Origin of the sequence: Streptomyces sp. NPDC002888, assembly GCF_042888465.1 — a bacterium.
Classification (GTDB): Bacteria; Actinomycetota; Actinomycetes; order Streptomycetales; family Streptomycetaceae; genus Streptomyces.
In genome coordinates, this window is the sequence record NZ_JBIAPU010000042.1 from 57111 (window position 1) to 81966 (window position 24856).

At 73.3% G+C, this 24856-nt stretch carries 20 protein-coding genes, 1 tRNA gene and 1 pseudogene; 11 read left to right on the forward strand and 11 right to left on the reverse strand.

The window, feature by feature from the left end; genetic code table 11:
* Window positions 1-51: 51 nt before the first annotated feature.
* Entirely contained in the window at window positions 52-6984 is a 6933-nt protein-coding gene (locus ACFYWX_RS43890; protein WP_389430949.1) for an SDR family oxidoreductase, read from the reverse strand.
* Between the two features lie 369 nt (window positions 6985-7353).
* Complete coding sequence (locus ACFYWX_RS43895) at window positions 7354-8133, reverse strand: FadR/GntR family transcriptional regulator (RefSeq protein WP_389430950.1); 780 nt, start codon at window positions 8131-8133, stop codon at window positions 7354-7356.
* Window positions 8134-8261: 128 nt separating this feature from the next.
* Between ACFYWX_RS43895 and ACFYWX_RS43900 the strand changes: the two genes are divergently transcribed.
* Window positions 8262-8335, forward strand: a tRNA-Pro gene (locus ACFYWX_RS43900).
* A gap of 84 nt (window positions 8336-8419) precedes the next feature.
* On the opposite strand, the gene ACFYWX_RS43905 is transcribed toward ACFYWX_RS43900, so the two are convergent.
* The 3 genes and pseudogenes from ACFYWX_RS43905 to ACFYWX_RS43915 all read right to left on the reverse strand — a co-directional run bounded on the left by ACFYWX_RS43905 (window position 8420) and on the right by ACFYWX_RS43915 (window position 9580).
* Complete coding sequence (locus ACFYWX_RS43905) at window positions 8420-8932, reverse strand: FCD domain-containing protein (protein ID WP_389430952.1); 513 nt, start codon at window positions 8930-8932, stop codon at window positions 8420-8422.
* Window positions 8823-9086 (reverse strand): annotated as a pseudogene (locus ACFYWX_RS43910) (flavin reductase family protein); the annotation flags it as partial. The gene ACFYWX_RS43905 and the pseudogene ACFYWX_RS43910, both read right to left, overlap by 110 nt.
* Window positions 9087-9151: 65 nt before the next feature.
* Complete coding sequence (locus ACFYWX_RS43915; RefSeq protein WP_389430953.1) at window positions 9152-9580, reverse strand: ester cyclase; 429 nt, start codon at window positions 9578-9580, stop codon at window positions 9152-9154.
* A gap of 48 nt (window positions 9581-9628) precedes the next feature.
* On the opposite strand from ACFYWX_RS43915, the gene ACFYWX_RS43920 reads away from it, so the two are divergent.
* The 10 genes from ACFYWX_RS43920 to ACFYWX_RS43965 all read left to right on the forward strand — a co-directional run bounded on the left by ACFYWX_RS43920 (window position 9629) and on the right by ACFYWX_RS43965 (window position 18611).
* The gene (locus tag ACFYWX_RS43920) at window positions 9629-9955 is read left to right on the forward strand and encodes an aldehyde dehydrogenase family protein (RefSeq protein WP_389430954.1); all 327 of its coding nucleotides are present in this window, start codon (window positions 9629-9631) and stop codon (window positions 9953-9955) included.
* 226 nt (window positions 9956-10181) lie between these two features.
* Window positions 10182-10700 carry an RNA polymerase sigma factor gene (locus ACFYWX_RS43925; protein WP_389430985.1) on the forward strand — a complete coding sequence of 173 codons (519 nt, stop codon included), beginning with the start codon at window positions 10182-10184 and terminating at the stop codon, window positions 10698-10700.
* A 110-nt stretch (window positions 10701-10810) separates the two neighbouring features.
* Window positions 10811-11410, forward strand: a complete 600-nt coding sequence (locus ACFYWX_RS43930; RefSeq protein WP_389430955.1) for a hypothetical protein — start codon at window positions 10811-10813, stop codon at window positions 11408-11410.
* 445 nt (window positions 11411-11855) lie between these two features.
* Window positions 11856-13409 (forward strand): ABC1 kinase family protein, encoded by a 1554-nt coding sequence (locus ACFYWX_RS43935; RefSeq protein WP_389430956.1) that lies wholly within the window; start codon window positions 11856-11858, stop codon window positions 13407-13409.
* A gap of 59 nt (window positions 13410-13468) precedes the next feature.
* Entirely contained in the window at window positions 13469-14347 is an 879-nt protein-coding gene (locus ACFYWX_RS43940; protein WP_389430957.1) for an SAM-dependent methyltransferase, read from the forward strand.
* 5 nt (window positions 14348-14352) lie between these two features.
* Entirely contained in the window at window positions 14353-14820 is a 468-nt protein-coding gene (locus ACFYWX_RS43945) for a hypothetical protein (protein ID WP_389430959.1), read from the forward strand.
* A complete protein-coding gene (locus ACFYWX_RS43950; RefSeq protein ID WP_389430960.1) occupies window positions 14817-15824 on the forward strand; it encodes a phosphatidylglycerol lysyltransferase domain-containing protein in 1008 nt (335 codons plus the stop codon). Before ACFYWX_RS43945 ends, ACFYWX_RS43950 begins: the two co-directional genes overlap by 4 nt.
* A 39-nt stretch (window positions 15825-15863) precedes the next feature.
* The gene (locus tag ACFYWX_RS43955; RefSeq protein WP_389430963.1) at window positions 15864-16844 is read left to right on the forward strand and encodes a VlmB-like protein; all 981 of its coding nucleotides are present in this window, start codon (window positions 15864-15866) and stop codon (window positions 16842-16844) included.
* Between the two features lie 73 nt (window positions 16845-16917).
* Window positions 16918-17970, forward strand: coding sequence for a fatty acid desaturase family protein (locus tag ACFYWX_RS43960; protein WP_389430964.1), 1053 nt, complete (start codon window positions 16918-16920; stop codon window positions 17968-17970).
* A gap of 44 nt (window positions 17971-18014) precedes the next feature.
* On the forward strand, window positions 18015-18611 hold the full coding sequence (locus tag ACFYWX_RS43965) for a hypothetical protein (RefSeq protein ID WP_389430965.1): 597 nt from the start codon (window positions 18015-18017) through the stop codon (window positions 18609-18611).
* A 159-nt stretch (window positions 18612-18770) separates the two neighbouring features.
* Here the strand turns inward: ACFYWX_RS43965 and ACFYWX_RS43970 are convergent, their stop codons facing one another.
* The 6 genes from ACFYWX_RS43970 to ACFYWX_RS43995 all read right to left on the reverse strand — a co-directional run bounded on the left by ACFYWX_RS43970 (window position 18771) and on the right by ACFYWX_RS43995 (window position 24588).
* Window positions 18771-19640: a lipase family alpha/beta hydrolase gene (locus ACFYWX_RS43970; protein WP_389430966.1), complete on the reverse strand. Its 870-nt coding sequence runs from the start codon at window positions 19638-19640 to the stop codon at window positions 18771-18773.
* Between the two features lie 97 nt (window positions 19641-19737).
* Window positions 19738-20277 carry a flavin reductase family protein gene (locus ACFYWX_RS43975; RefSeq protein ID WP_389430967.1) on the reverse strand — a complete coding sequence of 180 codons (540 nt, stop codon included), beginning with the start codon at window positions 20275-20277 and terminating at the stop codon, window positions 19738-19740.
* Window positions 20270-20755, reverse strand: a complete 486-nt coding sequence (locus ACFYWX_RS43980) for an SRPBCC family protein (RefSeq protein ID WP_389430969.1) — start codon at window positions 20753-20755, stop codon at window positions 20270-20272. The genes ACFYWX_RS43975 and ACFYWX_RS43980 overlap by 8 nt, the downstream gene beginning before the upstream one ends.
* Window positions 20756-20797: 42 nt before the next feature.
* The gene (locus tag ACFYWX_RS43985) at window positions 20798-22096 is read right to left on the reverse strand and encodes an aspartate aminotransferase family protein (protein WP_389430970.1); all 1299 of its coding nucleotides are present in this window, start codon (window positions 22094-22096) and stop codon (window positions 20798-20800) included.
* Window positions 22093-23229, reverse strand: a complete 1137-nt coding sequence (locus ACFYWX_RS43990; RefSeq protein WP_389430971.1) for an SDR family oxidoreductase — start codon at window positions 23227-23229, stop codon at window positions 22093-22095. The genes ACFYWX_RS43985 and ACFYWX_RS43990 overlap by 4 nt, the downstream gene beginning before the upstream one ends.
* A gap of 210 nt (window positions 23230-23439) precedes the next feature.
* A complete protein-coding gene (locus tag ACFYWX_RS43995) occupies window positions 23440-24588 on the reverse strand; it encodes an acyl-CoA dehydrogenase (protein ID WP_389430972.1) in 1149 nt (382 codons plus the stop codon).
* Window positions 24589-24856 lie beyond the last annotated feature (268 nt).

A 24856-nucleotide genomic window follows, 5' to 3' on the forward strand; every position in this document is an offset into this window, starting at 1 on the left:
TCACCGAAGTGGGATCGGACGCCGCGGATCCTCGCCGCGTCACGGGGCCGGTCACCAGCCGGACGCGGTGTAGACGACGGACGTGGCCGACGGCTCGCCCCAGGCGAGCTCCCGCAGCAGGGCCGCGGTGCCCTCCTCGGGGTCGATCAGCCGGATGCCGCGCCGGGCGTACTCGCGGGCCAGTTCCGGACTCACCATGCCGTCGTGGCCGCCGCCGGGCGCCCACGGCCCCCAGTGCACGGTCAGCGCCCGGCGTCCGGTGCGGGCGGCCCACGCGGCGCCGAGGGTCTCCAGGGCGTCGTTGGCGGCCGCGTAGTCCGCCTGGCCCCGGTTGCCCAGGACGGCGGAGATGCTGCCGAACAGCACCGCGAACGCGGGTCCCTCGGGCAGCTCCTCGAGCGCCGTGAACAGGGCGTCCGCGCCCGCCGCCTTGGTGCCGTACACGCGCTGGAAGGACTCCGCCGTCTTCTCGGCGATCAGCCGGTCCTCGATGACCCCGGCCGCGTGGACCACGCCGTCGAGGCGCCCGTGCTCGACCTGGGTCTCCTTGACCGCCTGGCGCACCGCGTCCGGTTCCCGGAAGTCCACCGAGCGGTAGCGGACCCGGCTGCCGAGCGCGGTGAGCTCCTGCAGCGTGGCGGTGATCTCCCGCTGGGCGAGGACGAGCCCGGCGGCCCGGTTGATCTCGGCCGGGGTCAGGCCGCCCCGGGAGGCGAGCACCGCGCGCAGTTCGGCGGCGGTGCGGGCACCGGTGGTCGCCGGGTCCTCGGGCCCGTCGGGGGCGGGGGTCCGGCCGAGCAGCTCGACGCGGCACCGGGAGGCGGCGGCCAGCGCGGCGGCGAACCGTGCGGTGATGCCCCGGGCCCCGCCGGCCAGCAGGACCACCGAGTCGCGGTCCAGGCCGAGCGCGGCGGCCTCGGCGGCCCCGTCCCCGGCCGGCCCGGCACCCGTGGTGCCCAGCGCGCCGAGCGGCGTCTCGACGAGCTCCAGGCCGTGCCGGCCCGCCGCCGTGTGCAGGACGACCGGAGCCCGGTCGGGCGCGGTCAGCTCGGCGACCAGCGCCTGCGCGACGGCCCCGGGCGAGGTGTCGGACAGGTCGACGACCCGCGCGACCGTGTCCGGGTACTCCCGCGCCACCGTACGGAACAGCCCGTGCAACCCGGCCGTCCCGGGGTCCGGCGCATCGCCCCCGGCGGACCGGACCGCCAGCAGCCTGCCTGGGCCACGGGCCAGCGCGGCCTGCAACACCGGGAACGCGTCGGGCAGCACCGGCGCGCCGTCGGCCGCCAGCGGAGCGAGGTACAGCACCCCGTCGACCGTGCCGTCCGCCTCCGTGAGCAGGTGCTCCCGAGCGCGTACGACGACATCGGCGCCGTGGGAGACGAACCTGGCGCGCACCTCCTCGGCCACGCCCCCGGCGCCGTCGCCCAGCATCACGAACCGCGTGCCGGACAGGACGGCGGCGGGGTCCGCGGAGCCGTCCTGCGCGAGGGGGACGGGCCGCATGAGGTACCGCTTCGGAGCCTCGCCGGTCACGTCGGAGGCGGGAGGTTCGTCCGAGGCGGCGGGGTGCTTGTCCGGGGCCGCCGTTGTGGTGTCGGTGGGCTGTTCCACGGGACCCCTCGGGGCCGGGGCGGAGGGCAGCTGCTCCGCGGGCGCGGGAGCCGCGGGTGCGCCCAGTCGCGCCGTCAGCCAGCTCGTCACCGCGGCCGCCGTCCGCGCCTTCGCCAGCTCCTCCAGCTGGGCGTCGTCCAGACCGGCGAGGTCCGTACCGTCCCCGGCGCCCAGGCGCCTGGCCAGCTCACCGGCGATCTCCGCGCGCTTGATCGAGTCGATGCTGAGGTCCGCCTCCAGGTCGAGGTCGGGCTCGATCATGTCCACGGGGTAGCCGGTGCGCTTGCTGATGATCTCCAGCACCACCCGCTCCACGTCCGTCACCCCGGGGGAGTCGTGGCTCGGGGCCGGTTCGGCTTCCGGCACCGGCGCGGGCTCGACCTGTGCCACGGGGGCGACCGGTGCCGCCACCGCGGGCACGACCGGCGCCGCGATCGGCTCCCCGGGCACCGCCCCGAAGTACGTCAGCAGCACGTCCCGCTGGGCGGCGACCATCTCGCGGCTGGTGCGCAGGAACTCGGCGATCAGGGCGTCCCGGTCGGACGGGACGCCGTTCGGGGGATTCGTCGTCACAGTCGGCTCCACGACTCGTCGGGCCGGTGCGAGCGCACCGGGCAGGAGTTCTCCGGCGGCGGTGCGCACCAGCTGTCCGTCGACCGTCCAGCCGGGCCGCTTCGGCACCGTCGTGCGCACCGCGTCGACGGCGTCCCGGCCGCGCAGCAGCCACCCGGTGCGCACCGGCAGCCCCGCGACGGCGAGTTGGGCCAGGGCGTCGAGCCAGCCACGCAGACCGCTGTCCGGGCGCGGCTCGCACGCCACCGCGCGGTGCGGGCGGTCGCCGAGGATCTGCCCGACCAGCCGGGTCAGCACGGAACCGGGCCCCGCCTCGACGAAGACGCGGGCGCCGGCCTCGTACATCGCCTCGACCTGTTCGACGAAGGCGACCGGCGCGCCGATCTGGGCGGCGAGTTCGGCCCGTACCGCGTCCGCGTCGGCGCCGTACGGCGCGGCCGTGCGGTTGGCCCACACCGGGAACTCGGGCGGGCGTACGGGCCGGTCGGCGAGCACCTCGGCGAACCGGTCGGTGGCACCGGCGACCAGCGGGCTGTGGAAGGCGCAGGCCACCGGGATGCGCTGGGCGCCGAGCCCGGCCTCGCGCAGCAGCCGCACCGCGTCGGTGACGGCGTCCGCCGGGCCGGAGATCACCGTCTGGCGGGGCGCGTTGCGGTTGGCGACGACCACCGAGTCCGGTGCGCCCGCCGCGCGCAGCGCCCCTGCGACGTCCTCGGCACCGGCCGAGACGGCGGCCATGGTCCCCGGGTCGTCCCCGGCGGCCGCGAGGATCGCCGCCGCCCGCTCCGTGCTGAGCTCCAGCAGGGTTTCGGGGTCGAGCGCCCCGGCCGCGCACAGGGCGACCAGCTCGCCGTAGCTGTGCCCGGCCGCCATGTCGGGGCGCACTCCCGCCGTCGTGAGCAGGGCGTGCGCGGCGAGCCCGGCGACACCCAGCGCGGGCTGCGCGGCCCGCGTGTCGGTGAGCGCCTCCCGCTGCCGGTCGCGCACGGCGTCGTCGAACGCGGCGGGCGGGTAGAGCACGTCGGCGTGGTCGCGTCCGAGTTCGAGGTAGTGCCGCATTTCGGGGAAGGCGACGAAGACATCGGCGAGCATCCCGACGCGCTGACTGCCCTGACCGGGGAAGAGGAAGGCGACCTTGCCGGGGGTCTCCTGTGCCGGGGGTCCCGCCAGATGAACCCCCCGCGCCGGATCGTGCTCCCCGGCCAGCGCCCGCCGCAGCAGGCCGACCAGCCCCTCCACGTCCGTCGCCACGACAGCCACCCGGACCGGCTCGTGGCTCGGGTCGCCGCGGCGGGCCGCGCTCAGCGCGAGGTCGCGCAGTCGCCACGGGTGACCGTCCGCCTCGGCGACCGCCAGCAGCTCCTCGATCGCGCGGTGTGCCGCCGCCGTGTCCCGGCCGCGGAAGGTGAACAGCTCGGCGGGCCACGCGTCGAGGCCCTGTTCCGGTGGTACGCCATCCGCGTGGGCGGCGAGCACCACATGGAAGTTGGTGCCGCCGAAGCCGAACGCGCTGAGCCCCGCGAGGCGTTGCTCCGCCGGTGCCGCCCAGGGCAGGGCCCGCTGGTGGAAGACGAAGGGGCTGCCGCCCGCCTCCCAGGCCCTGTTGGGCCGCTCGACGTGCAGTGTGGGCGGGCGGACGCCGGTGTACAGCGCGAGCACGGTCTTGATCAGCCCCGCGAGCCCGGCGGCGCACTTGGTGTGGCCGATCTGCGACTTGACGGAGCCGAGCACACACCCGCCGGGCCGCGCCCCGGCCGCGTCGAACACCTCGCTCAGTACGGTGAGTTCGGTACGGTCGCCGACCACGGTCCCGGTGCCGTGCGCCTCGACGAGCCCGACATCGGCGGGGGAGACGCCCGCGTTGCGGTAGGCCCGCTCCAACGCCGTCCGCTGGCCCTCCGGGCGGGGTGCCGTAAGCCCCAGCGACCGTCCGTCACTCGCGCTGCCGACCCCCTTGATCACACCGTAGATCCGGTCACCGTCGCGCTCGGCGTCCGCCAGCCGCTTCAGGACGACGCAGGCCACGCCCTCGCCGAGCGCGATGCCGTCGGCCGAGGAGTCGAAGGCACGGGAGCGGCCGGTGGGAGAGAGGGCGTGCACGGACGAGAAGAGGACGTAGTCGTTGATGCCGTTGTGGAGGTCGGCACCGCCGCACAGCACGACGTCGCTGGTGCCGCCGACGAGCTCCTTGCAGGCGACGTCGACCGCGGCCAGGGACGAGGCGCAGGCCGCGTCCACCGTGTAGTTGGCGCCCCCGAGGTCCAGCCGGTTGGCGATGCGGCCGGAGATGACGTTGGAGAGCATGCCGGGGAAGGAGTCCTCGGTGAGCCTGGGCAACTGCTCGTCGAGACCGTCCGGGACCTTCCCGTAGTACGAGGGCAGCACCGCGCGCAGCGTCGCCGCGTTGGACAGGTCGCTGCCCGCCTCCGCACCGAACACCACGGAGGTGCGGGAGCGGTCGAAGTCCCGGCCGCCGTCGCCGTATCCGGCGTCCTCCAACGCACGCCGGGCGGCCTCCAGGGACAGCAGCTGGACCGGCTCGATGCCGCCGAGGGAGGCGGGCGGGATGCCGTAGCGCAGTGGGTCGAAGGGGATCGGCGGGAGGAAGCCGCCCCACTTGGAGGTCGTGGCGCCCCGGTCGTGGTGGACGGCCGGATCCCAGCGCTCGGGCGGGACCTCGGTGACGGCGTCATGGCCGCCGAGGACGTTCGCCCAGAACGCGGTGAGGTCGGGCGCCTGCGGGAACATGCAGGCCATACCGACGACGGCGACATCCAGCGGGGCGGGCGCCGCGGGCTCCGGGACGGTGTCGACGCCGAAGCGGCCGCGCAACGCCTGCGCGCGTGCGGTGAGGAAGTCGGCGGCGCCGGTCGTCACCGAGTGATGCAGGGCCTCGACGGTGGTGGTCGCCGAGCGCAGGACGGCCACCTCCCCGGCCATGAACATCCCCTCGGTGAGCTGGCGTTGCTCGTCAACAGCAGCGAGCGCCCCGCCCGCGTCGCGCTCGACGCCCTTGCTGGCGATGCGCAGCCGCCCGACGTTGAGCCGCTCCAGCTCCTCCCAGATCCCCCGGTCGGGCACGCCTGCGGCACGCAGCCGCGCCTCGTGCTCGCGGTAGTCGGCGGTGAAGGGGCTCGGCACGCAGCGGGTGGCGTGGCCGGGCGCGGTCTCCAGCAGGGTCGTGCGGTCCGCGTCCAGCACCCGACGCTGGAACAGGGGCCGGATCGCGCCGTGTGCCACGGCCTCCTCGGTGAACAGGTAGGCGGTGCCCATGAGGACGCCGACGGCGACGCCGCGCGCGGTGAGCGGCGCGGCGAGCGCGGCCACCATCGCCGCCGACCGCTCGTCGTGGACGCCGCCCGCGAAGAACACCTCGACGTCGTCGGCGGGGTGGTCCTGAAGGAAGTCCTCCAGGACCGCCGACTGCGCCTCCCACAGCGGGAAGCTGCCGCGCGGCCCGACATGACCGCCGCACTCGGACCCCTCGAACACGAACCGGCGCGCCCCGGCCCGCAGGAACTGCCCGAGCAGTCCCGGCGAGGGCACGTGCAGGAAGGTGCGGATCCCGTCCCGCTCCAGCGCCTGAGCCTGGGAGGGCCGCCCGCCCGCGATGATCGCGTGCGTGGGCCGCAGCTGCCGTACCGCCTCCAGCTGCGCGGTCCGTACGTCCTCCGGCGCGAAGCCGAGCACACCGACGCCCCAGGGCCGGCCGGCCACTTCGTCCCGGGTCCGCGTGAGCATCTCCCGCGCCTGCTCGCCGCTCGCCAGCGCCAGCGCGAGGAACGGCAGCACGCCGCCCCCGGCGACGGCAGCGGCGAACGCGGGCCCGTCACTGACCCGGGTCATCGGCCCCTGGGCGACGGGCAGCCGGGTGCCGAGCGCCCGGCTCATCGCCGACCCCGCCCGCAACGCCCCGGCCGGCACCTCGTCGCGTACGGCGTCGCGCACCGCGTCCGTCAGGGCGCGCACCGTCCGCCCGACGTCACCCCAGCGGTCGGCGAAACGGGCGGCGAGGAAGCCGTCCTGCCCCACCGGCAGCAGCTGGGTGCGCGGGTCCTGCGCGCCCAGAGCCGCCGCCATCGCCTCCGGGTCGTCGGCCGGGATCGGCGGGGCGTCCGGGCCGCGGCGCAGCAGCACGCGGTGGCCGGCCACGACGACGGTCTCCGAGCCGTCGAGGGAGCGCAGCGCCGCCGAGGCCGCCTCCGGCAGCGCCGACTCGGCCAGCAGCGCGAGCTGGGTGTCCAGGACGACCCCGGCCGCCCCGCCCACCACCGCTGCGGCCGCCGTCCGGGGGCCGATTCCGCCGCAGGCCCACACCGGGAGCTCCACGTCGGGCACGGCGAGCAGCCGTTGCAGCAGGACGAACGTGCTGAGCTCACCGATCCTGCCGCCGCACTCGCTGCCACGGGCGATCAGCCCGTGCGCCCCGGCGCGGACCGCCTCCCGCGCACCGTCCAGGTCGGTGACCTCCACCAGCACCCGGTACCGGGCGGCGACGTCCCGCACCCGCCACGCCGAGTCCGCGGCGAGGACGACGGTGTGCAGTCCGTCGTCGCCGGGTGCGGAGGTGACGTCGGCCAGGTCGAGCCGGCAACGCGCGTCGACACGGACACCGAAGGGGCCCGGCGTCAGGCGGCGGAGGCGCGCCAGCGCGTCGCGGGCTCTTCGGTCGCCGGTCGCCAGGTCGAGCACGCCGAGCCCGCCGGCCCGCGTGACCGCCGCCGCGAGCCTGGGGTCGGGCTCGCCGAACGGGGTGATGCCGATGATCACGTCCTCGGAGCGCACAGCAAACGTCATGATTCTCCGAATCAAGGATGAAACTGCACGGTGGGGGGTGCGGCACAACAAAGACGGCGAATCGGAACTCACCGGAGGGCATGAGGGGTCCGGTCCGGTTATTACTCGCGGGTCAATGTTGAAGGACCGCCGCAGTTCGGCGCCGCATCGATCCGGTCAACATCGGTAGCCGCCCGAAGGCCGGAAAAACGGAGCAATTCCATTCGGGACAGGGGTAGTTCACCCTTGTAAGGGGTGCGCCTTTCCTTATCGGCGTCCGACGATTTCGTCGACCCGCACGCCGGACGTGCCCCGTAGGGGCGCGGGGAACTGCGCGACCAGCCCCAGCACACCCGCAGCCGCCGAACAGCCTCAGCGCGACGGCACCCCTCAGTCGAGCGCCGGCCGCTCCCGCACATCCACGTCCGCCGCCGCGCGAGCGAACCCGCACACGTGCCGGGACATGCGCCGCATCGCCGCCCCCTCGTCGCCCGCCCGGATCGCCTCGGTGATCCTCGCGTGCGTGCGGGCGGTGGCCTCGCGCAAGTCGGCGTTCAGGAACGGCTCCAGGTCCGTGGCCGCGTGGATCGACTGCGACAGCGCGCTCATGAACCCGATGAGCAGTTCGTTGTCGCCCGCCTTCGCCACCGCGTCGTGCCAGCGGACGTTCGCCCGCAGGAACCGCCGGCTGTCGTCGCCCGCCGCGACCGACTCGGCCTGGGCGGCGTCGAGTTCCGCCAGGTCCCGCTCGGTGCGCCGCTTCGCCGCCAGCGCCGCGCACGTCGGCTCGATCGCCTCGCGGGTCTCGTGCAGCGCATCCAGCCGGATCCGCTGTCCCCGGATGACCAACTGCACGGTGCCGACGAGCGATTCCCGGCCGGGCCTGCGCACGAAGGCCCCGCCACCGCGCCCCGGCCGGATCTCCACGAGCCGCTCGACCTCCAGGATGCGCAGCGCCTCCCGTACGGTCGCGCGGCTCAGCCCCGTCTGCTCGACCAGTTGCCGCTCCGCGGGCAGCGCCATGCCCTCCGGGAACTCCCCGGACAGGATCCGCTCGCGCACCTCGGCGGCCAGCACGTCCGACGCCTTCGGGACGGTCAGCGTCGCGAAGCGCGGGCTGCGGGGCGGGGGCGCGGCGCTCTGCACGGGTTCGGGCCTCTCGTCGAGCACGAGTACGCAGCGGATCCATGAAACATATCAAAGGTCAGACCAAAAAGCGCTCGGTGCGGTGCGGGGCACGGGCAGGCGTGCGGTAGGGTTTATCTGCGCGTTCACGTGGTTCACCACGTGCGGCGCACCGGGACGTGGCGCAGCTTGGTAGCGCACTTGACTGGGGGTCAAGGGGTCGCAGGTTCAAATCCTGTCGTCCCGACTTGCGAAGAAGCAGGTCAGAGGCCGTATCGAGATGTGTCGATACGGCCTCTTGTTCGTTCCCCCGCTGTGTGCGGGTCGGGCGTCAGGGGTTGCCCAGGGCGGTGAGACCCGCCATGAGAGCCAGGCGACTCGCGCGGACGTGGTCGCGCATCACCCGCTCCGCACTGTCCCCGTCCTTGGCGATGATCAGTTCGACGACGTTGTGGTGCTCACGGTCGGACTGCAGGGCCCGGCCGGGCTCGCTGAGCGAGGTCGTCACCAGCCGGGAGTAGGCCAGCTGGTTCATGAGGATGCGGTAGTGCGCCCCCAGCTTGGCGTTGTCGGCACCGGTGATCAGAAGGTCGTGGAACTCCTCGACGAGCTCGGCGTAGCGCCCCTTGTCGTCGGCCTCGACGGCGGCATCGGCCTCGACGAGGTTCTCCCACCTCCATCTGGGCGCTGCTGCGGCCGAGCAGGGGGCTGCCGTACCGGCCGGGCTCCCAGTCGAGACCGCTGAACTTGTCGTCGGACTTGGCGGCGAAGCGCTGGACGACGTCCAGTTGCTCCGCCGACAGGATGTTGATCGCGAGATGGGAGGCCCGGAACAGACACGCATAGGTCGACGAGGTGCGCTGCACGCACACCATCACCGTCGGCGGGCCGAGGGAGATGCTGGCGAACGCGTTCACCGCCAGCCCCCTGGGGTGGTCCCCGTCCATTGCGGTCACCACCGTCACCCCGGTGACGAACCGTCGGTTGACCTGCTTCATCACTTCTTGGTCGGGCTGGGTGCGGAGTTGGTTCACAGTTGCCTCGTCAGTAGGCGTGGGGAGGGTCACCGGTCCTCCCCGACGGTGATGATGCCGAGTGCGGCGAGGAGCGTACGGGGATCCCAGGTGACGTACTCCTCGACCACCATGTAGTCCTCGAAGCGGGCGAAGGTGGCCCCGTCGACTTCGACGGACCGGTTGGTCGGTGGCACGCCGAGGAAGGAGCCCTGGTGCCGGCCGGAGCTGTGCCAGCGCACCGCCAGACGATCGCCCTCCGCCACGATCTCGTCGATGGTCGTGGCGAGATCGGGGAACGCCGAGCGTGCCGCAATGATCGACGCCTTGAACTCGCGCAGGGACTGGCCCTCTTCGGCCGGCGAACTGCGCCGGCGGTAGTCGGGGCTGAGCAGGCCGTCGAGAGCGTCGACCTCGCCGCGGTCCCAGGCCGCGGCCCAGGTCTCGATGACCCGCGTCCTGCGGACGTCGTCGGACATGTCGTTTCCTCCTGAGGGTGAGGGCCGCGGCCTGGTGGGAGTGGGGGAGTGGACGTCGCCTCGATCATGCCCTTCGAGACCGAGGAGGAGGTGACGAGGCTCGCCAACGACACCGACTACGGCCTCGCCGCCGGTGTCTGGACCAGGGACCTGGGCCGCGCCCACCGGATGGCCTCGGCACTCGAAGCGGGCACGGTCTGGGTGAACACCTACCGGGCCATGGCGCCGATGTCGCAGCGTTCGGGGTTCAAGAACAGCGGAATGGGCGTCGAGCACGGCACCGAGACGATCAAGGAGTACACCCGCCTGAAGTCGGTGTGGGTCAACACCAGCGACGGACCCCAGGGCGACCCCTTCGTGCTTCGGTCCCAGTAGCCGCGGCAGCCCTTTTTGTCTGCCTCCGTGAGGCTTTCCCCTGCGGTGTGACGTTTCCCCGCAGAAACCGGCCTGCCGACCGGCTTTTTTCAGGGTATTTCTAGCACGAAGCGGAACCTGGCGCAGGGTAATCCGGTCAGCTTCATGCTGATGAGTGGACGTGTCCTTCCCCCGTTTGTCCGAGTCTGCCGTCGGACAACTTTTCCGTGACGGGTGGAGGGATTTAGTGAATTGTTCGAATGAGTTCCCAAGGGAATTATCCTGGGATGCGATCGCCGGTCACCGTGAACGCCTCATGAGGCTGGTGCGCCGACGGCTGCCGAACGCGCAGGACGCGGAGGACCTGGTCCAGGAGGCGATGCTGCGGGCCGCCGCCCACGGCAATCTGGACCGGGCTCGGATCGGCCCCTTTCTGACCTCCGTCGCCCTGCGCCTGTGTGTCGACCACTACCGTGAACAGGAGCGCAGGCGGCGGCTGTTGACCCGTGCGGCGGACGTGCGCGGGCCCGAGCTGCCGGACGAGGGCGTCTGCGACAAGGACTTCGGGCGCTGGCTGCTCGGGCAGGTCGACCAGTTGCGCGGGCGGGAGAGACAGGTGGTGCTGGCCCGCGCGCAGGGGATCTCCACGCTGGAGTTCGCGCGGATGCACCAGATCTCGGTGAAGGCGGCGGAAGGGGCTTTCACGCGGGGACGGGCGCGGTTGCGACTCGTCTGCGCGCAAGCTCTGGACGGTGCGGCGGCCTGACCGAACCCCTATTTCTTCCGGAATTCAATTTCCCGGAACTCCATTTCCCGGAAATTCATGAGAGTGCCCCCTGGGATTCAGGGGGACGGTGAAGTGAAAGGGCAGTGACCGTGGGGAAGAACAACGCACAGGACACGATCAAGGACCTCATCGGGGATATCGCCGACAGCACGAAAAAGGCATTCGACGAGATCCTCGACCGGAAGGGCGACGATGATAATTCCCGGGACTGGCTCAATCCGGGTCAGTCCTATCAGGCGCTGAACGGGCTGCCGGCGGACGTCCTGCGGACGGTCAGCGCACTGTCGGCCCTCGGCGGTGTCGCCAACCCCGTCGCGGCGCTGGCGAACGCGGCGGCCGGGGTGGCGCCCAACCCGCTGGCGGCACTGGCGGGGGTGAACCCGCTGGCCGCGGTGACCGGGGCGAACCCGTTGGCCGCGGTGGCGGGCGGCAACCCGCTCGCGGCCCTCGCAGGCGGCGCGAATCCGCTCGCCGTACTCACCGGTGCGAACCCCCTCGGCGCCCTCGGCCAGGTCGCGGGCGGCGCGGCATCCGTGGTGTCCGGAGCGGCGGAAGCGGCCGAGGGCCTTGCTGCCCTGCCCCGCCAGATCGCCCAACTCACCGAGCTCATCGCTTCCCTGGCCGGCGTCCTGGAGAACGTCCAGCACGTCACCGGAGCGGTATCGGGCGCGGGCCGCAAGACGACCTGACCTAGGGGGCCTCTGCGTCGGCCTCCGGGCGGGGTGGCAGCGGACGGCGGCCCTTGCGTGGCCTCGTCGGGGCGGAGGGGGCTGTGCCGGCCCGGGCGGGTGGGCTCTTGTGCTGCCCTCGGCGGGGCGGACCGGTGCTGCCCTGGCAGGGGTGCGGAGCCTGCGCGGGTGGGACTGTCCTGGCCCGGCGGGCGGGGCTTGCGTGGTCGGCTGGGCGGTCGGATCGGTGTCGGGTGGCGTCGTCTGCCCTGCTCCTCCGGCCACCCTGCCCCCCGACGGACCGCAGCCGACCGGCCACTCACCCCCGACGGACCGCAGCCGACCGGCCACTCACCCCCGACGGACCGCAGCCGACCGGCCACTCACCCCGCCGACCGACACCTCCCCCCGCCAACCGACCCCCACCCCCGCCAACCAACCGGCCCCCCACCCCAGGAGGTACCCCATGCCCGCCCCCCTAGGACCCCGACTCCGGCTGGTCGTCAAGGTGTTGGGGAGTCTTGTCGCCGAGGAGGTCGGGCAGGTGGCGCGGGCTCGGCGGCGGTTCGGTGGGGGGCGGTCGTCGCCGGAGGAGGCCGAGGGGGGCGCGGGGGACGGGGCGCGGCGGGCGCGGGCCGTGCGGCAGGCGTTGGAGAGCCTTGGGCCGTTCTATGTGAAGCTGGGGCAGATTCTCTCCACGCGCCCCGACATGGTCCCCCCGGCCATGATCGCCGAGCTCCAGAACCTGCACGACCGAGTCGACGTCCAGCCGTTCTCCGTCTTCGAACCGGTACTGAGGGAGGAGCTCGGCCCCGACTGGAAGCTGCGCTTCGACGACGTGGAGACCACCAGCCCGCTCGGCGCCGCCTCTCTCGCGCAGGTCTACAAGGTGCTGCTGCCCGGCGGCCGCCCCGCCGTGATCAAGGTGCAGCGGCCCGGCATCCGGGACGCGGTCCGCGCCGACATGGCCCTGATGCGCAAGGCGTCCAGGATCGTCGCCCGCACCGCACCCCGCTTCAACGAGGTCATCGACGTCGAGGCCATGCTCGACTCCATCTTCGACGCCATGGAACCGGAACTGGACTTCACCGGCGAGGCCCGCAACATGGACGAGGCCCGCGAGTACATCCGCCGTTACCCCACCCTGGCCGTGCCCCGCGTCCTGCACGCCACCCCCAAGGTGCTGGTGCAGTCGCTGGCCCCCGGCGCCTCCGTACGCCACCTCGACCGCCGTATGTTCCGCGACAGCGAGCGCATGGAGATCGGCAAGGACCTCCTGCGCTTCATGTACCGGGGCTACTTCGTGGACCGGATGTTCCACGCCGACCCCCACGCCGGCAACGTCTTCGCCCAGCCCGGCGGCCCGGCCACCCTCATCGACTGGGGCATGGTCGGCAGACTCGACCGGCGCACCAGCCTGCGCCTGCTGCCGCTGCTGATGTCCATCGCCCAGAACGACGGCCACGGCCTGGCCTGGGCCTGGGCGGACATGGGCCGGGTCACCCCGTGGTCCAACCTGCCGGCCTTCGCCTCCGACATGGCGGCCCTGGTGCCCAAGGTCGCCACCGCCTCCCTGGAGGACATCAACTTCGGCGTCTCCCTGACCACCGTCCTGGAGAAGGCGACCAGACGGGGCATCGGCTCCGCGCCCGCCATCTCCCTGCTCGGCAAGTCCTTCGCGAACCTGGAGGGTTCCGTGCGGTGCCTGGCACCGGACATCGCCCTCGCGGAGGTCTTCAAGGCGGAGGCGCGCGGCATCATCCTCGCCCTGCTGCGGGAGTACTTCTCCGTCGACCAGGTGGCCCGCAACACCATGGACCTCCTCACCGCCGTCACCACGGGCCCGGAGCAGTGGCGCGGCCTGCTCGCCGACGTCGCCAACCGCCGCTTCGCCGTCCAGGTCAACGAGCCGTACACGCCCGCGGCCCTCGGCGGCCAGCGCCCCTGGGCCCCCTCGCGCGGCCTCATGGCCCTCGGCGCCGCGGCCCTGTTCCTCGACCGCCGCCGCTCACCCCGCTGACCGCAACCGCAACCGCGACAGCAACCGCAACCGTGCACATCACTTACCAAGGATTCGCCATGCCCATGTTCCTGCCGCACCACGAAACCCCGGCCGTCACCGCCCCGTTGGAGGGGGTCTCGAGCACGGCCCTGTGGACCGTCCGTATGCGGGCCGAGGAGTCCGCCCGCAGCGACGCGCTGTTCCACGACTCGCTGGCCGCAGAGTTCCTGACCGGCGCCGGGACGGCGGTCGCGCCGCCGGGTAGCGGTCTCCTCCAGCAGGTGCTGCCCGACTGGCTGGCCGTGCGCACTCGCTTCTTCGACGACCACCTCCTCGCCACCGCCCATGAGGGCCGCCGTCAGGTCGTCCTGCTCGGGGCCGGCCTCGACACCCGCGCCTACCGGCTCGACTGGCCCGACGGCACCCGGGTCTTCGAGGTCGACCTGCCGGCCGTGCACACCTTCAAGGAGCGGGTCCTGGCCGGGCACACCCCGGCCGCGGAGAGCCGTACGCCGGTCGCCGCCGACCTCCTCGCCGACTGGCGCGAGCCGTTGCTCGCGGCCGGATTCGACCCCGACCGCCCCACCGCCTGGCTGTGCGAGGGACTCCTCTTCTACCTGGCGCCCGAGGCCGTGGACCGCTTGGTCGCCACCGCGGGCGAGCTGTCCGCGCCCGGCAGCACACTCGGCGCCGAGTGCCTGAACGCCGACACCGCCGACTCGCCCTTCGTCAGGCCCTGGCTGGACGCCCTCTCCGGCTCGGGCACGCCCTGGGTGTGGCACCTCGCCGACCCCGAGCAGTGGTGGGGCGAGCGCGGCTGGCAGGCCCGGGTCGCGGACCTCCTCGCCCTGCCGTACGCGCTCCAGCGGTTCGCCCCGCACCTGGCCGCGTACCCGGGTCTGGAGAAGCAGAGCATGATCCTGGTGACGGCGACCCGGCCGTCCGGCGGGCGGTGACGGCGGTGGACGGCCACAACCTCTGCCACACCCCCACCACCTACCGGCTGCTGCGCCTGGAGTACCTGTTCGGCCTGCTGGTCGCCGCCGGCTTCCTCCTCGCCCACCTCGACGAGGTGCGCTGGTGGGTCGCGGCCGGCCTCTTCCTCTACGTCGACCTCATCGGGTATCTCCCCGGCGCGATCGCCTACCACCGCAGCCCCGACCAGCGGATCCCCCGCGTCCACTACGTCCTCTACAACCTCATGCACAGCCTGAGCGTGCAGGGCGCAGTCCTCGGTGCCTGGGTCCTGGCGTTCGGCTGGGAGTGGGCGCTGCTCGTCCTGCCGATCCATCTCTGCGGCGACCGCGCCCTGTTCGGCAACTTCCCCAAGTCGTTCACCGTCTCCTTCGAGCCACGTCCCCACCCCGCCGTCCAGACCGCGCTACGGGACTTCGCGACCGTGCCCTGGCACCAGGCGGCGACCCGATGAGCACCCGGCAGGCCCGGCAGACGGTGACCGACACCGAGGCGTACGACATGCTGCGCCGCCACGGCAGCCACAGCAGCGCCTTCCTCGCCCTCAACAGCGGCAACCGGCGCTTCCTCACGGAAGGCGTCGACGGCTTCGTCCCCTACCGGGAGGGCGGACGGCGGCACCTGTTCCAGCTCGGCGGGCCGGTCTGCGCCGACGGGGACAGGGAGCGGCTGCTGACCGCGTTGCTCACGCGGGCCGTGGGGGAGGGCCGCCGGGTCACCGGGGTCCAGCTGTCGCGGGCGGCGGCCGAACTCCATGCCCACCACGGCTTCGTCGTCAACCAGTTCGGCGCCTCGTTCAGCATCGACCTCGACGGATACGGCCTCGGCGGGCAGCGCATGGTCAAGGTGCGCAACATGGTCAACCGGGCCCGCCGGGAGGGCGTGACCGTCACCGAGGCCGACGAGGGGGACGCCCCGGCCCTCGACGCCGTGGACCGGGCCTGGCTGCGCGGCAAGGGCCGGCACGTCAAGGAGCTCGACTTCCTGATCGGCGAACGGGGCGGTCCGGGCGCACCCCACCGCCGCCTGTTCACCGCCGTCCACGCCGGACGGACCGTGGGCTATGTGTCGTACTCGCCCGTCTTCGGTCAACGGGCGGGCTGGCTCTACGACCTGACGCGCCGTCTGCCCGACGCCCCACCCGGCACGGTGGAGCTGGTGTTCGCCACCGCCCTGCGCCGGTTCCAGGAGGAGGGGTGCGGCTGGCTGCATCTCGGCTTCACCCCCTTCGTCCAACTAAGGCCGGACAACTGCGCGTTCGGCCCGACCAGTGGAGCGCTGCGCCGCTGCCTCGAACTGCTCGCCGCCAAGGGCCAGGCGGTGTACCCGGCGGCCAGCCAGGAGTCCTTCAAGCTCAAATGGCGCCCGCAGCTGATCGAACCCGAGTACCTGGCCTTCCAGGGCCGGGTGAGCGCCGGCGCCGTATGGCGGCTGATGCGCCTGACCAAGGCGGTCTGAGCAGCCCCACCCATCTGCGTCTTCGAGAGAAAGGCTGAGATGACGACTTTCATCGCGCACGGCCCTGCCGTCGCCGGGAACGTCCCGGCGGAGGCCGACCGGCACCGTGCCCCGAGCCTGCTGGACGGGGCCCTGCACACCGAGCTCACGCCGGAGGGCTGCGACCTCGGCTACTGGTTCCGTGCCGTGCCCGAGGGCACGCTCGGCGGCGATCCGATGGGCCGATCGCCGGACGTGCCGGTGCCCGACCACATGCTCCGAGACGGCCCGCTGCGGCAGGCCGTGATGCAGGAGCTGGCCTTCCGCTCCATGGCGGAGGAGAAGGCCGCCCGCGCCATCTCCCACCTCGTCGCGAACGCCCCCGACCTCGCCGGGATGGACTTCTTCACCACCCAACTGGTCGACGAGGCCCGGCACGCTTACGCCTTCCGCGGCCATCTCCTCGAACTCGGCGTCCCGGGGGAGGAGTTGGAGTCCACGATGGAGTCGCTCGCCGGCGCCGACCGGGACGCTGTCCTGACCCCGTTGGAGGAGTTCGGCCTCGGCGTCCTGCGCGACGGACGGGACTACATCGGCGGCGTGGTGACCCTCACCGTCCTCGTCGAGGGCGTACTCGCACCCACCGCCGAGCTGAGCGAACGCAAGTGGCGGCCCTTCGACCCGCCGGCCGCCGAGATCGAGCGGACGGCCGGTATCGACGAGATCCGTCATCTCTCCGTCGGCACCACGATCGTACGGCGCCATCTGCTCCGGCACCCCGAGGACCTGAACCGGATCCGTGAACTGGTCTTCCTTGGAACGGAGTTGTGGTCCCGGCTGCCCGTGCAGCAGCTCACCTTCCGGCGCGAACAGCTCTACCAGCAGGGCCTGGAACAGCATCGGGACATCGCCGGCGACTACGAGGTGTGGCCGGGCCGTCGTCTCGTCGACACCACGCCCGAGGAGCGGATGCTGACCGCCTCGGAGTGGGCGCGCGCCACCCAGCGGGCCCGTCTCGCCGACATGGGCCTGGCGCCATGAACCCCGTGAACCCCGTGAGCCCCCGACGTGAACCCTCGCGAACACCCCACAGCGAAAGGCCCGGTGGCACTCCATGACCGACATTCCGGCAGTCGACTCCGCGCCGCGGGAATCCGGCGCGGCGGAGGAGGACTTCCGTGAACTCACCCGGCGCGTGACGGACGCCGGGCTCATGCGGGCCCGCCGCGGCCAGTACGTCACCGCCATCGCGGTGGTGTGGACGATGAACGCCGTCGGCTGGGCGGCGCTCGTCCTCTCGGACGGCGCCTGGTGGCAGGTGGTCCTCGCGGCGCTCTGGCTCGCCGTCTGGCACGAACAGCTCGCCTTCCTCCTGCACGATGCCGGGCACCGGCAGATCAGCAGGTCCCAGAAGACCATCCGGGCCCTCGGCCTGATCCACGGCAACCTGATGCTCGGCGTCTGCTTCGGCTGGTGGGTCCAGCACCACAACCGGCACCACAACCACCCCAACCACCTGGAGCTCGACCCGGACATCCTGCGCCGCGTGGCGATCTTCGCCCCGGAACAGGCCCGGCAGCGCACGGGCCTGGCCCGCTTCCTCGCCGCCCACCAACGCCACCTGTTCTTCCCGCTGCTCGGCCTGGAGGGCGTGGTGCTGCGCATCGCCGGCGTCATCGCGCTGCGCCGGCGCGCCGTACGCCGCCCCTGGCTGGAGGGAGGCCTGATGGCCCTGCACGCCGTGCTCTTCTTCGGCGCCCTCTTCCTGCTCCTGCCGTGGCCGGCCGTCGCGCTGTTCCTGGCCGTGCACCAGGGCGTCCTCGGCTATCTGCTCGGACTGGCCTTCGCCGTCAACCACAAGGGACTGCCGACCCGGGTGGGCCGGGAGTGGAGCTGGCTGGAACGCCAGGTGCTCACCTCCCGCACCCTGCCCACCGGCTTCCTCGGCGACTTCCTCTACGGCGGCCTCAACTACCAGATCGAGCACCACCTGTTCCCCGGTATGCCGCGCTCCGCGCTGCGGCACGCCTACCCCCTGGTCAAGGAGTTCTGCGCCGAGCGCGGGATTCCGTACACCGAGACAGGGGTCCTGGAGTCCTACCGGGACCTCGCCCGGCACCTCGGCTCCGCCAGCGAGGTGCTCCGCTCGGGGACCGTCACGGCGTGACCCCGGCGACCGACACCGCAACCGACAGAAGGGAAACACCCCTCATGAAGATCGCGACGACTCAGCAGCCGACCACTCGGCGGACCCGTCTGCGCAGGGTCGCCCTGCCCGCCGCCCTCCTGGCCGGCCTGGGCCTCCTCGCCCCCGCGGCCCACGCGGCCCCGGACGGCCCACAGGCCCCGGTGCCCGATCTCGTGTGCCGACTGGACGCCGAGGTGAACTTCAGCCCACCGCTCGGCCTGCTCGTCCGGGAAGCCCAGGTCACCGGGCACATCGGCTACCGGGACTGCCGCTCGCCGAGCGGAGCGGCGCCGGAGCTGACCGACATCGTCTTCGAGGTGGAGGGCACCGGCAGATTCGGTGGCGTGCCGGTCCCGACGTTCTCCGTGGAGGGCAACGGCATCGGCACCTGGAACACCGGTGACGTCGGCAGCCTCTACTTCAAGGGCGACCTCAAGGAGGGCAGCCCCGTCCCGGACCGCACGGTGACCAGCGGGCCCCTCGCCGGGGACGGCATCAACGGCCTGCAGATCCCGAAGCCCAGGTTCGACAAGATCGACCCCAACGGGGTCGCCGGGTTCGACGTGTTCGGCCAGGTGTGCTTCTGGCAGGGCGAGAAGGGCCGCTGCACGGCGTACTGACGCGACGAGTGGGTGACACGGCGGTGGGGGGGGGGGGGGGGGGGGGGGGGGGGGGGGGGGGGGGGGGGGCGGGCGCGCGCGGGGGGGGGGGGGCGGGCCGCGGGGGGGCGCCCCCCCCCCCCCCCCCCCCCCCCCCCCCCCCCACCGCCGTGCGTGTGTTCAGCCGGCCAGCGCCCGCACGGTCTCCCGTACGACGACCGGGTCGTACGGCAGTGCCAGGTGCGTGGCGCGGCTGTCAGGGACGAGGTCCTGGAGGCACAGGTTGGTGACCGGGTGGTGCGGCGCGGTCGACGTGAGCCGCTGCGACCCGGGCGGCTTGACCACCTCGTCCCGGGTCGACCAGATGACGGTGTAGCGCACGCCGTCCACGGTGTCGCCGGGGGCCACCAGCTCCGCGACGAACTCCGAGTCGTGGAGCAGTTGAGCGAAGGCGGGGCTCACCCGGAACAGCAACCGTTCCTCGGCGACCTCCCGCACCCCAGGCGCCTGGCGGACCAGCGCCGTCAGCCCCTCCACCGTGACCCCGTGGTTGCTGGGCGCGATCCCGACGACGTGGTGCACCTTCGGCGCCCCGCCCAGGTACTTGAGGTAGTGGTGCGGCAGCATCCCGCCCTGGGAGTGGCCGACCAGGTTCACCTTCTCCGCCCGGGTGTCGGCCAGTACCCGGTCGACGAAGGCGGCGAGTTCCCGGGCCGAGGCCCGGATGTCGCCCAGCCCGTACAGCCGCGGCAGTGTCGGCAACTCCCCGTAGTTCAGGCGGAAGATCCGGTGCCCGGCGGCTCTGAGCGCGGGGGCCGCCTCCCGCCAGACGGACTCCCGGTCGCCGAGCGTGCCGTGCACGAGGACGACGGGGTAGGGGTGCTCCCCGTCCGGCGGCCGGCCCCAGTCGTCCTCGGCCGGATCGCCGTCGAGGGCAGCGCCGAGACGGTGGCCCGCGGACCGGGTGTGACCGGACAGCCGTTCCGGGGTGCGGGACAGCGCGGTCACCACGCTGTCGTCGTTCGGTCCGGGAACGCGGGGCAGGGACATGGGGCCTCCTGGGGTTCGACGGGACACGGGTGTGCCGAACGCCCGGCCGGGGCTCCGGCCGGGCGTCCGACACTGGGGTGACGCGGTGTGGGTGGGGTCAGGTCAGGGTGCGGAACGTACGGTCGTGCCACAGCAGCGGCCGTCCGCCGCCCACGTGCACCGCCCGTACGCGGCCGACGACCGCGTGGTGGTCGCCGTAGGGACGGACGTCCTCGACGACACACACCGACCAGGCGAGCGCCTCGGCGAGGACGGGCAGGCCGAGGACGTGCCGCACGGGGACGTCCGTGAACCGCAGCGCGGGCGGCACGGACGGGTCGGCGAAGCGCTCGGCCAGCCTCGCCTGATGTACCGTCAGAAGGCTTACCGCGAAGGTGCCTTGCTCCCGCAGCGCCGCCAGGGTGCGGGAGCCGCCACGCAGACAGGCCAGCACCAGGGGCGGCCGCGCCGACAGCGACGTCAGGGCGGACACCGTCATCCCGGTGGGCCGGCCGCCGGTGTCGAGGGCGGTGACCACTGTGACGCCGGCCGACAGCTTGGCGTAGAGGCCGAGGCAGCGGACCGTGTCCGGGCCGGGCTCGTCCCGCAGGGCGTCCCAGCCCGCCGCGTACCCCGGAGCCGGCACGGTGTCAGCCATGGACGGGCGCGGCGGTGTCGGCGAGCGGGGCCGGCGCGGTGGTGACCCGGCCGAGCAGCCCGGTGAGGATCCGCTCGATGTTGGTGCGCAACGTCGACTCGGCCACCGGGTCGAGGAGCTCCGCCAGGGTAGGGATGCCCAGGTCGAACGCGGCGTCGAAGGTGACGTCCGTGCCGTGCGCGGCGCTGGGCGCGCACCGCCACGTACCCTCGAACACCTCGAAGTCGCCGCTGAGTTGGGTGAATCCCAGGGCCAGGGTCTCCGGGTAGAAGGCGTCGCGCTCCCGCCAGCACATCAGACCGTTGCGGAAACGCACCGTCCAGTCCGACACCACCGTGCCGTCCGGGCCGGGTGGATGCACCACGACCTCGCGCACGGTCTCGGTGACGTCCGGGTAGCGCCGGAAGTCACGGATCCGCTGGTAGGCGGTCTCGGGGTCGACGTCGTGAGCGGTCATTCGTACGGTGACGTGACGCATGAGGGCAGTACCTCTCCTTGGGTGGGGGTGGGGTCGGGTGTGTCAGCCGAGGCGTGCCGCGACCGCGCGCAGCGCATCGGTCAGGGCGTCCAGGAACAGTCGCACCTCGTCCGGGCCGACGACGGCCGGCGGGGTGAGGCGCAGGACGCGGCCGGCGTTGAGGGAGTGGTTCACCAGGACGCCGTGGCCGACGAGTTCGAGGATCATCTCGCCCACGGCCTGCTCGACGGTCAACTCCAGACCGATCAGCAGCCCCCGCCCCCGCACCTCGCTCACCAGGCCTCCGAGGTAGGGGGCGCAGACCGCGCGCACGCCGTGCAGCAGCCGCAGGCCGATCGCCCGGGCGCGGGAGACGGCGTCCTCCCGGTCCAGCGTCTCGACCGCGGCGAGCGCGGCGGCGCAGGCGATGGGGGAGGCGGCGAAGGTGGAGGTGTGCAGGTAGGGGTCACGGGAGAACGGATGGTAGGCCTTGTCGGTGGCGACCATCGCGGCCACCGGGACGACACCGCCGCTCAGCGACTTGCCGACGAGGAGCGCGTCCGGGCGTACCCGCTCGCCGTCCAGACCCCACCACGAGCCCAATCGCCCCAGGCCCGTCTGGATCTCGTCGACGACGAGGAAGGCGCCGTGCGCCGCGCACAGCCGGCCGACCTCCGCCAGGTATCCGGGCGGGGGGATCCGTACGCCCCCTTCGCCCTGCACCGGCTCGACGATCACGCACGCGCGCTCGCCGAGCAGGGCGAGCGTTTCCGCCAGCGCGCCCGCGTCGCCGTACGGGACGACCGTGGTGTCCGGCAGCAGGGGCTCGAAGGGCCGCTGGTAGGTGGGGTTGGCGGTGGCGCTCAGCGCGCCCAGGGTCTTGCCGTGGTAGCCGCCCGCGGCGCTGACCAGCGCGGTGTGGCCGTGGGCGCGGGCCAGTTTCAGTGCCGCCTCGGTCGCCTCCGCACCGGAGTTGACGAAGTGCACGCGGTCGAGGCCGTCGGGGGTGTGCGCGGCCAGGGCCTCGGCGGCGCGCGCCGCGACCGGCTCCAGGAAGACCCGGCTCGCCAGCGGATGCGTGTCCACCTGACGGTGCACGGCCGCGGTCACGGCGGGGTGCCGGTGGCCCAGGATGAAGACGCCGTACCCACCGAAGTCAAGGTAGCGGCGGCCGTCCTGCGTGAACACCCAGGCACCCTCGGACGCCGTCTCCACCATCCCGCCGAGCACGGTGCCGAGGACGGCGCGACCGGCGGCGAGGTGGTCGCGGTAGAGGCGGGCGATCCGGGTGGGGGAGGGGACTGCCTCAGCGACCGTGGTGGGCGTGGCTTCGGCGGTGGTCGTGGGGGTGGTGGCCGTCATGACGCCAACTCCCTTGTGAGTACGGTGTGCTGGGCCGTCTGTTCCTCGGTGGGCCGGGTCCGTTGCGGGCGGCCGCGCAGGCCCCCGGGGCCGGTGGACCAGGCGGCCAGGTTGCGCACCAGCGCCTCCTGGAGGTCGGCCTTCGAAAGACGTGAGCCGCAGTGCGGCGCACCGAGGGAGGACTCGAAGGGGAGCGCGCGCTGGAAGACCAGCAGAAGCTCCGCGTACGTCTGGAACCGGCGGCGCAGCGCCTCCGGGAAGGCCGGCCCCTCGATCAGCGGGAGCAGGAGCCGGTGCACCGACTCCAGCGGGATCAGCCGGGGCGGGTGCGGTCGCGGTCCGTGCCGGTCGGCGAACTCCAGGCAGGTGTCGACGACTTCGCGTTGCAGCAGGGCCTCGGTGCCGGCCGTCAGCCAGTACTCGCCGCCGGTGACCCCGCCGCGCACCAGGTCGCCCACCGCCCGGGCGACCACGTCCTGCGGCACCATGTCGATCCGGGCGTCGGGCGCCCCCGGCAGCACCGGCACCTGGCCCTTGACGATGGCGCCCAGCGCCCGGGTCAGTCCCTGCGTGCCGGCGATGCGGCCGGTGACGGAGTCGCCCATGACCACCGACGGGCGCACGATCACCCCGGGCACGGGCGCTTCACGCACGGCCCGCTCGGCCTCGGTCTTCGAGGCCAGGTAGGCGGCGGCGCCCGGGAAGCGCTCCTGCTCCTCCGGGGCGAGCGGGTTCGCCACGAAGGCGGTGCTCAGGTGGTAGAACGGCGCGTCGGCGCGGGCGGCCAGGCCGAGCATCGTGAGGGTGCCGTCCAGGTTGGCTCGCCGGATCGACTCGGGCGCGGCCTTCCAGTTGGTGGCGGCGGCGGAGTGCACGACCACGTCCACGTCGGCGGCCAGTCGCCCCAACTCCGCTTCGGACAGGCCGAGTCCGGGCTCCAGTAGGTCGGCGTGGACCTCCTCGACCCGGGGGTCGCCGACAGGGGTGCGGTGCCGCAGGCAGACGAGGCGGAAGCGGGGCGACAGCTCTTCGATCAGGGCTCGGCCGAGCACCCCGGACCCGCCGGTGAGCAGCAGCGTCGGCCGTTTTCCGCCGGGCGCGGCGGTGAGGTGGGGCGAGCGGGGTTCGGGCATGACGATGTTCCCCTCGGTCGGGTGAGTGCGTGCGGGGTTGGGCGGCACGGGGCGCGCGGGTGTGGCGGCGCGAGCGTCGGGTGCGGGTGCCGGGATGGAGGGGCGGCGGGGCGGAGGGGGAGGGGTGCTGCGGCGCGGGCGCGGTCGCGTGGCCGTGGCGGCGCGGGGCATCGGCCGGGTGGTCGCGCTGTGCCGCGTGGATCAGGTCGGTCAGGCGATGGTCAGGGGTGCGTCGGCGAGGTACGCGGCCAGCGGGCCGGTCATGCGGGAGCGCGACGGTGGGTGCAGGGCGAGGCCGGTGGTGCAGGCGGCGAGGTAACCGACCTCGTCGGACGACATGAAGTTCAGCCCGCCGAGCAGCTCGACCGCGCGCGGGACGATCCGGGTGAGCGCGTCCTGGACGGTGTAGCGGACGTACAGCGAGTCGGCGAGCGTGGACTCGTCGGGAGTGCCCTCGTCGGGAGTGCCCGCGTCCACGCGCCGGGCGAGGCCCTCGGCCGCGGCCATCGCGCCCTCGACGGCCACGAGGAGCCCGACCCGTTCGGCATCGGGCACGCGGTCGTTCAGCAGCACCCGCTCCACCAGGGCGCTGGCCGCGCCGAGGTAGCTGCCGGTCATGAGCAGCTCGAACCAGACGAGGCCGATGGTCTGCACCTCGTCCAGCCGTGCCCCGGCCGGGGACGCGGTGCGCACCAGGAGCTCCGGCGGCACGAGCACGTTGTCCAGGCTGACCTGGTCGCTCTCGGCGCCGGCGAGATAGCTGCTGGACCAGAAGCCGCTGACGCTGAGCCCTTCGGTTTCAGCGGGGATCAGGGCGACGGCCAGCTCTTGCCCCTCCCCGTCCTCGCAGGGGATCACGACGCTGGCGGTGAGCAGGTCCATGGAACGGGCCAGGCTGCACGGCCGCTTCACGCCGGTGATCCGTACGCCCTCGTCGGTGGGGGTCGCGGACATGGTCGGCGAGAGGATGCCGGTGCCGCTGCGGCCCTCGGCGAACCCGGAGGCCACGAGACGGTTCGCGGAGGCGACGCCCTCGACGAGCATCGACTCCAGTCCCTCGCCGGTGTCGCTGAGGCCGACCAGAGTGGCCATCGAGAAGTGGTGCATCGTCGTGGCCACGGCGAGGGAGGGGGATCGGCTGCCCAGGGCACGCTGTACCCGAAGCGCGTCGAGCGCGGAGGCTCCCCGCCCCTGCAGCGACTCCGGGACCAGCAGCCCCGGACCCCCGCTGTCCCGGAACAGCCGGATCCCCGGGCTCCCGGGTGCCTCCAGGGTCATCAGCGGTACCGCGCTCAGACTCTCGTCGAGCCCCGGCAGCAGCTTGGTGAGTGCGGCGCGCTCCCGCTCCAGGAATCTCATGTCGTCCCCTGCTCCTTGCTCCGCGTATGCCGTCGGCAACGTCGCTTCTGTTTACGCGCGAGGTGGGGGGAACCCTCGGGGGGATGTGGGGGGAACGGCCGTATGCCGACTGCGGGTTGGGCGTGACAGGCGAGGCGAGGTGGGGGGGGGGGGGGGGGGGGGGGGGGGGGGGGGGGGGGGGGGGGGCGCCCCCGGCCCGCCCGGGGGGGGGGGGGGCGGCGGGGGGGGGCCCGGGCGGGGGGGGGGGGCGGGGGAGAAGGTAAAGGGG

What these genes read in the sequence shown, in the direction of transcription:
- ACFYWX_RS43915 (WP_389430953.1), bottom strand. Translation starts at nt 9,580, where the DNA reads ATGTCCGACGACGTCCGCAGGACGCGGGTCATCGAGACCTGGGCCGCG.
- ACFYWX_RS43890 (WP_389430949.1), bottom strand. Translation starts at nt 6,984, where the DNA reads ATGACGTTTGCTGTGCGCTCCGAGGACGTGATCATCGGCATCACCCCG.
- ACFYWX_RS43960 (WP_389430964.1), top strand. Translation starts at nt 16,918, where the DNA reads ATGACCGACATTCCGGCAGTCGACTCCGCGCCGCGGGAATCCGGCGCG.
- ACFYWX_RS43955 (WP_389430963.1), top strand. Translation starts at nt 15,864, where the DNA reads ATGACGACTTTCATCGCGCACGGCCCTGCCGTCGCCGGGAACGTCCCG.
- ACFYWX_RS43995 (WP_389430972.1), bottom strand. Translation starts at nt 24,588, where the DNA reads ATGAGATTCCTGGAGCGGGAGCGCGCCGCACTCACCAAGCTGCTGCCG.
- ACFYWX_RS43950 (WP_389430960.1), top strand. Translation starts at nt 14,817, where the DNA reads ATGAGCACCCGGCAGGCCCGGCAGACGGTGACCGACACCGAGGCGTAC.
- ACFYWX_RS43970 (WP_389430966.1), bottom strand. Translation starts at nt 19,640, where the DNA reads ATGTCCCTGCCCCGCGTTCCCGGACCGAACGACGACAGCGTGGTGACC.
- ACFYWX_RS43965 (WP_389430965.1), top strand. Translation starts at nt 18,015, where the DNA reads ATGAAGATCGCGACGACTCAGCAGCCGACCACTCGGCGGACCCGTCTG.
- ACFYWX_RS43990 (WP_389430971.1), bottom strand. Translation starts at nt 23,229, where the DNA reads ATGCCCGAACCCCGCTCGCCCCACCTCACCGCCGCGCCCGGCGGAAAA.
- ACFYWX_RS43975 (WP_389430967.1), bottom strand. Translation starts at nt 20,277, where the DNA reads ATGGCTGACACCGTGCCGGCTCCGGGGTACGCGGCGGGCTGGGACGCC.
- ACFYWX_RS43935 (WP_389430956.1), top strand. Translation starts at nt 11,856, where the DNA reads ATGCCCGCCCCCCTAGGACCCCGACTCCGGCTGGTCGTCAAGGTGTTG.
- ACFYWX_RS43905 (WP_389430952.1), bottom strand. Translation starts at nt 8,932, where the DNA reads ATGCGTGTCTGTTCCGGGCCTCCCATCTCGCGATCAACATCCTGTCGG.
- ACFYWX_RS43940 (WP_389430957.1), top strand. Translation starts at nt 13,469, where the DNA reads ATGCCCATGTTCCTGCCGCACCACGAAACCCCGGCCGTCACCGCCCCG.
- ACFYWX_RS43980 (WP_389430969.1), bottom strand. Translation starts at nt 20,755, where the DNA reads ATGCGTCACGTCACCGTACGAATGACCGCTCACGACGTCGACCCCGAG.
- ACFYWX_RS43985 (WP_389430970.1), bottom strand. Translation starts at nt 22,096, where the DNA reads ATGACGGCCACCACCCCCACGACCACCGCCGAAGCCACGCCCACCACG.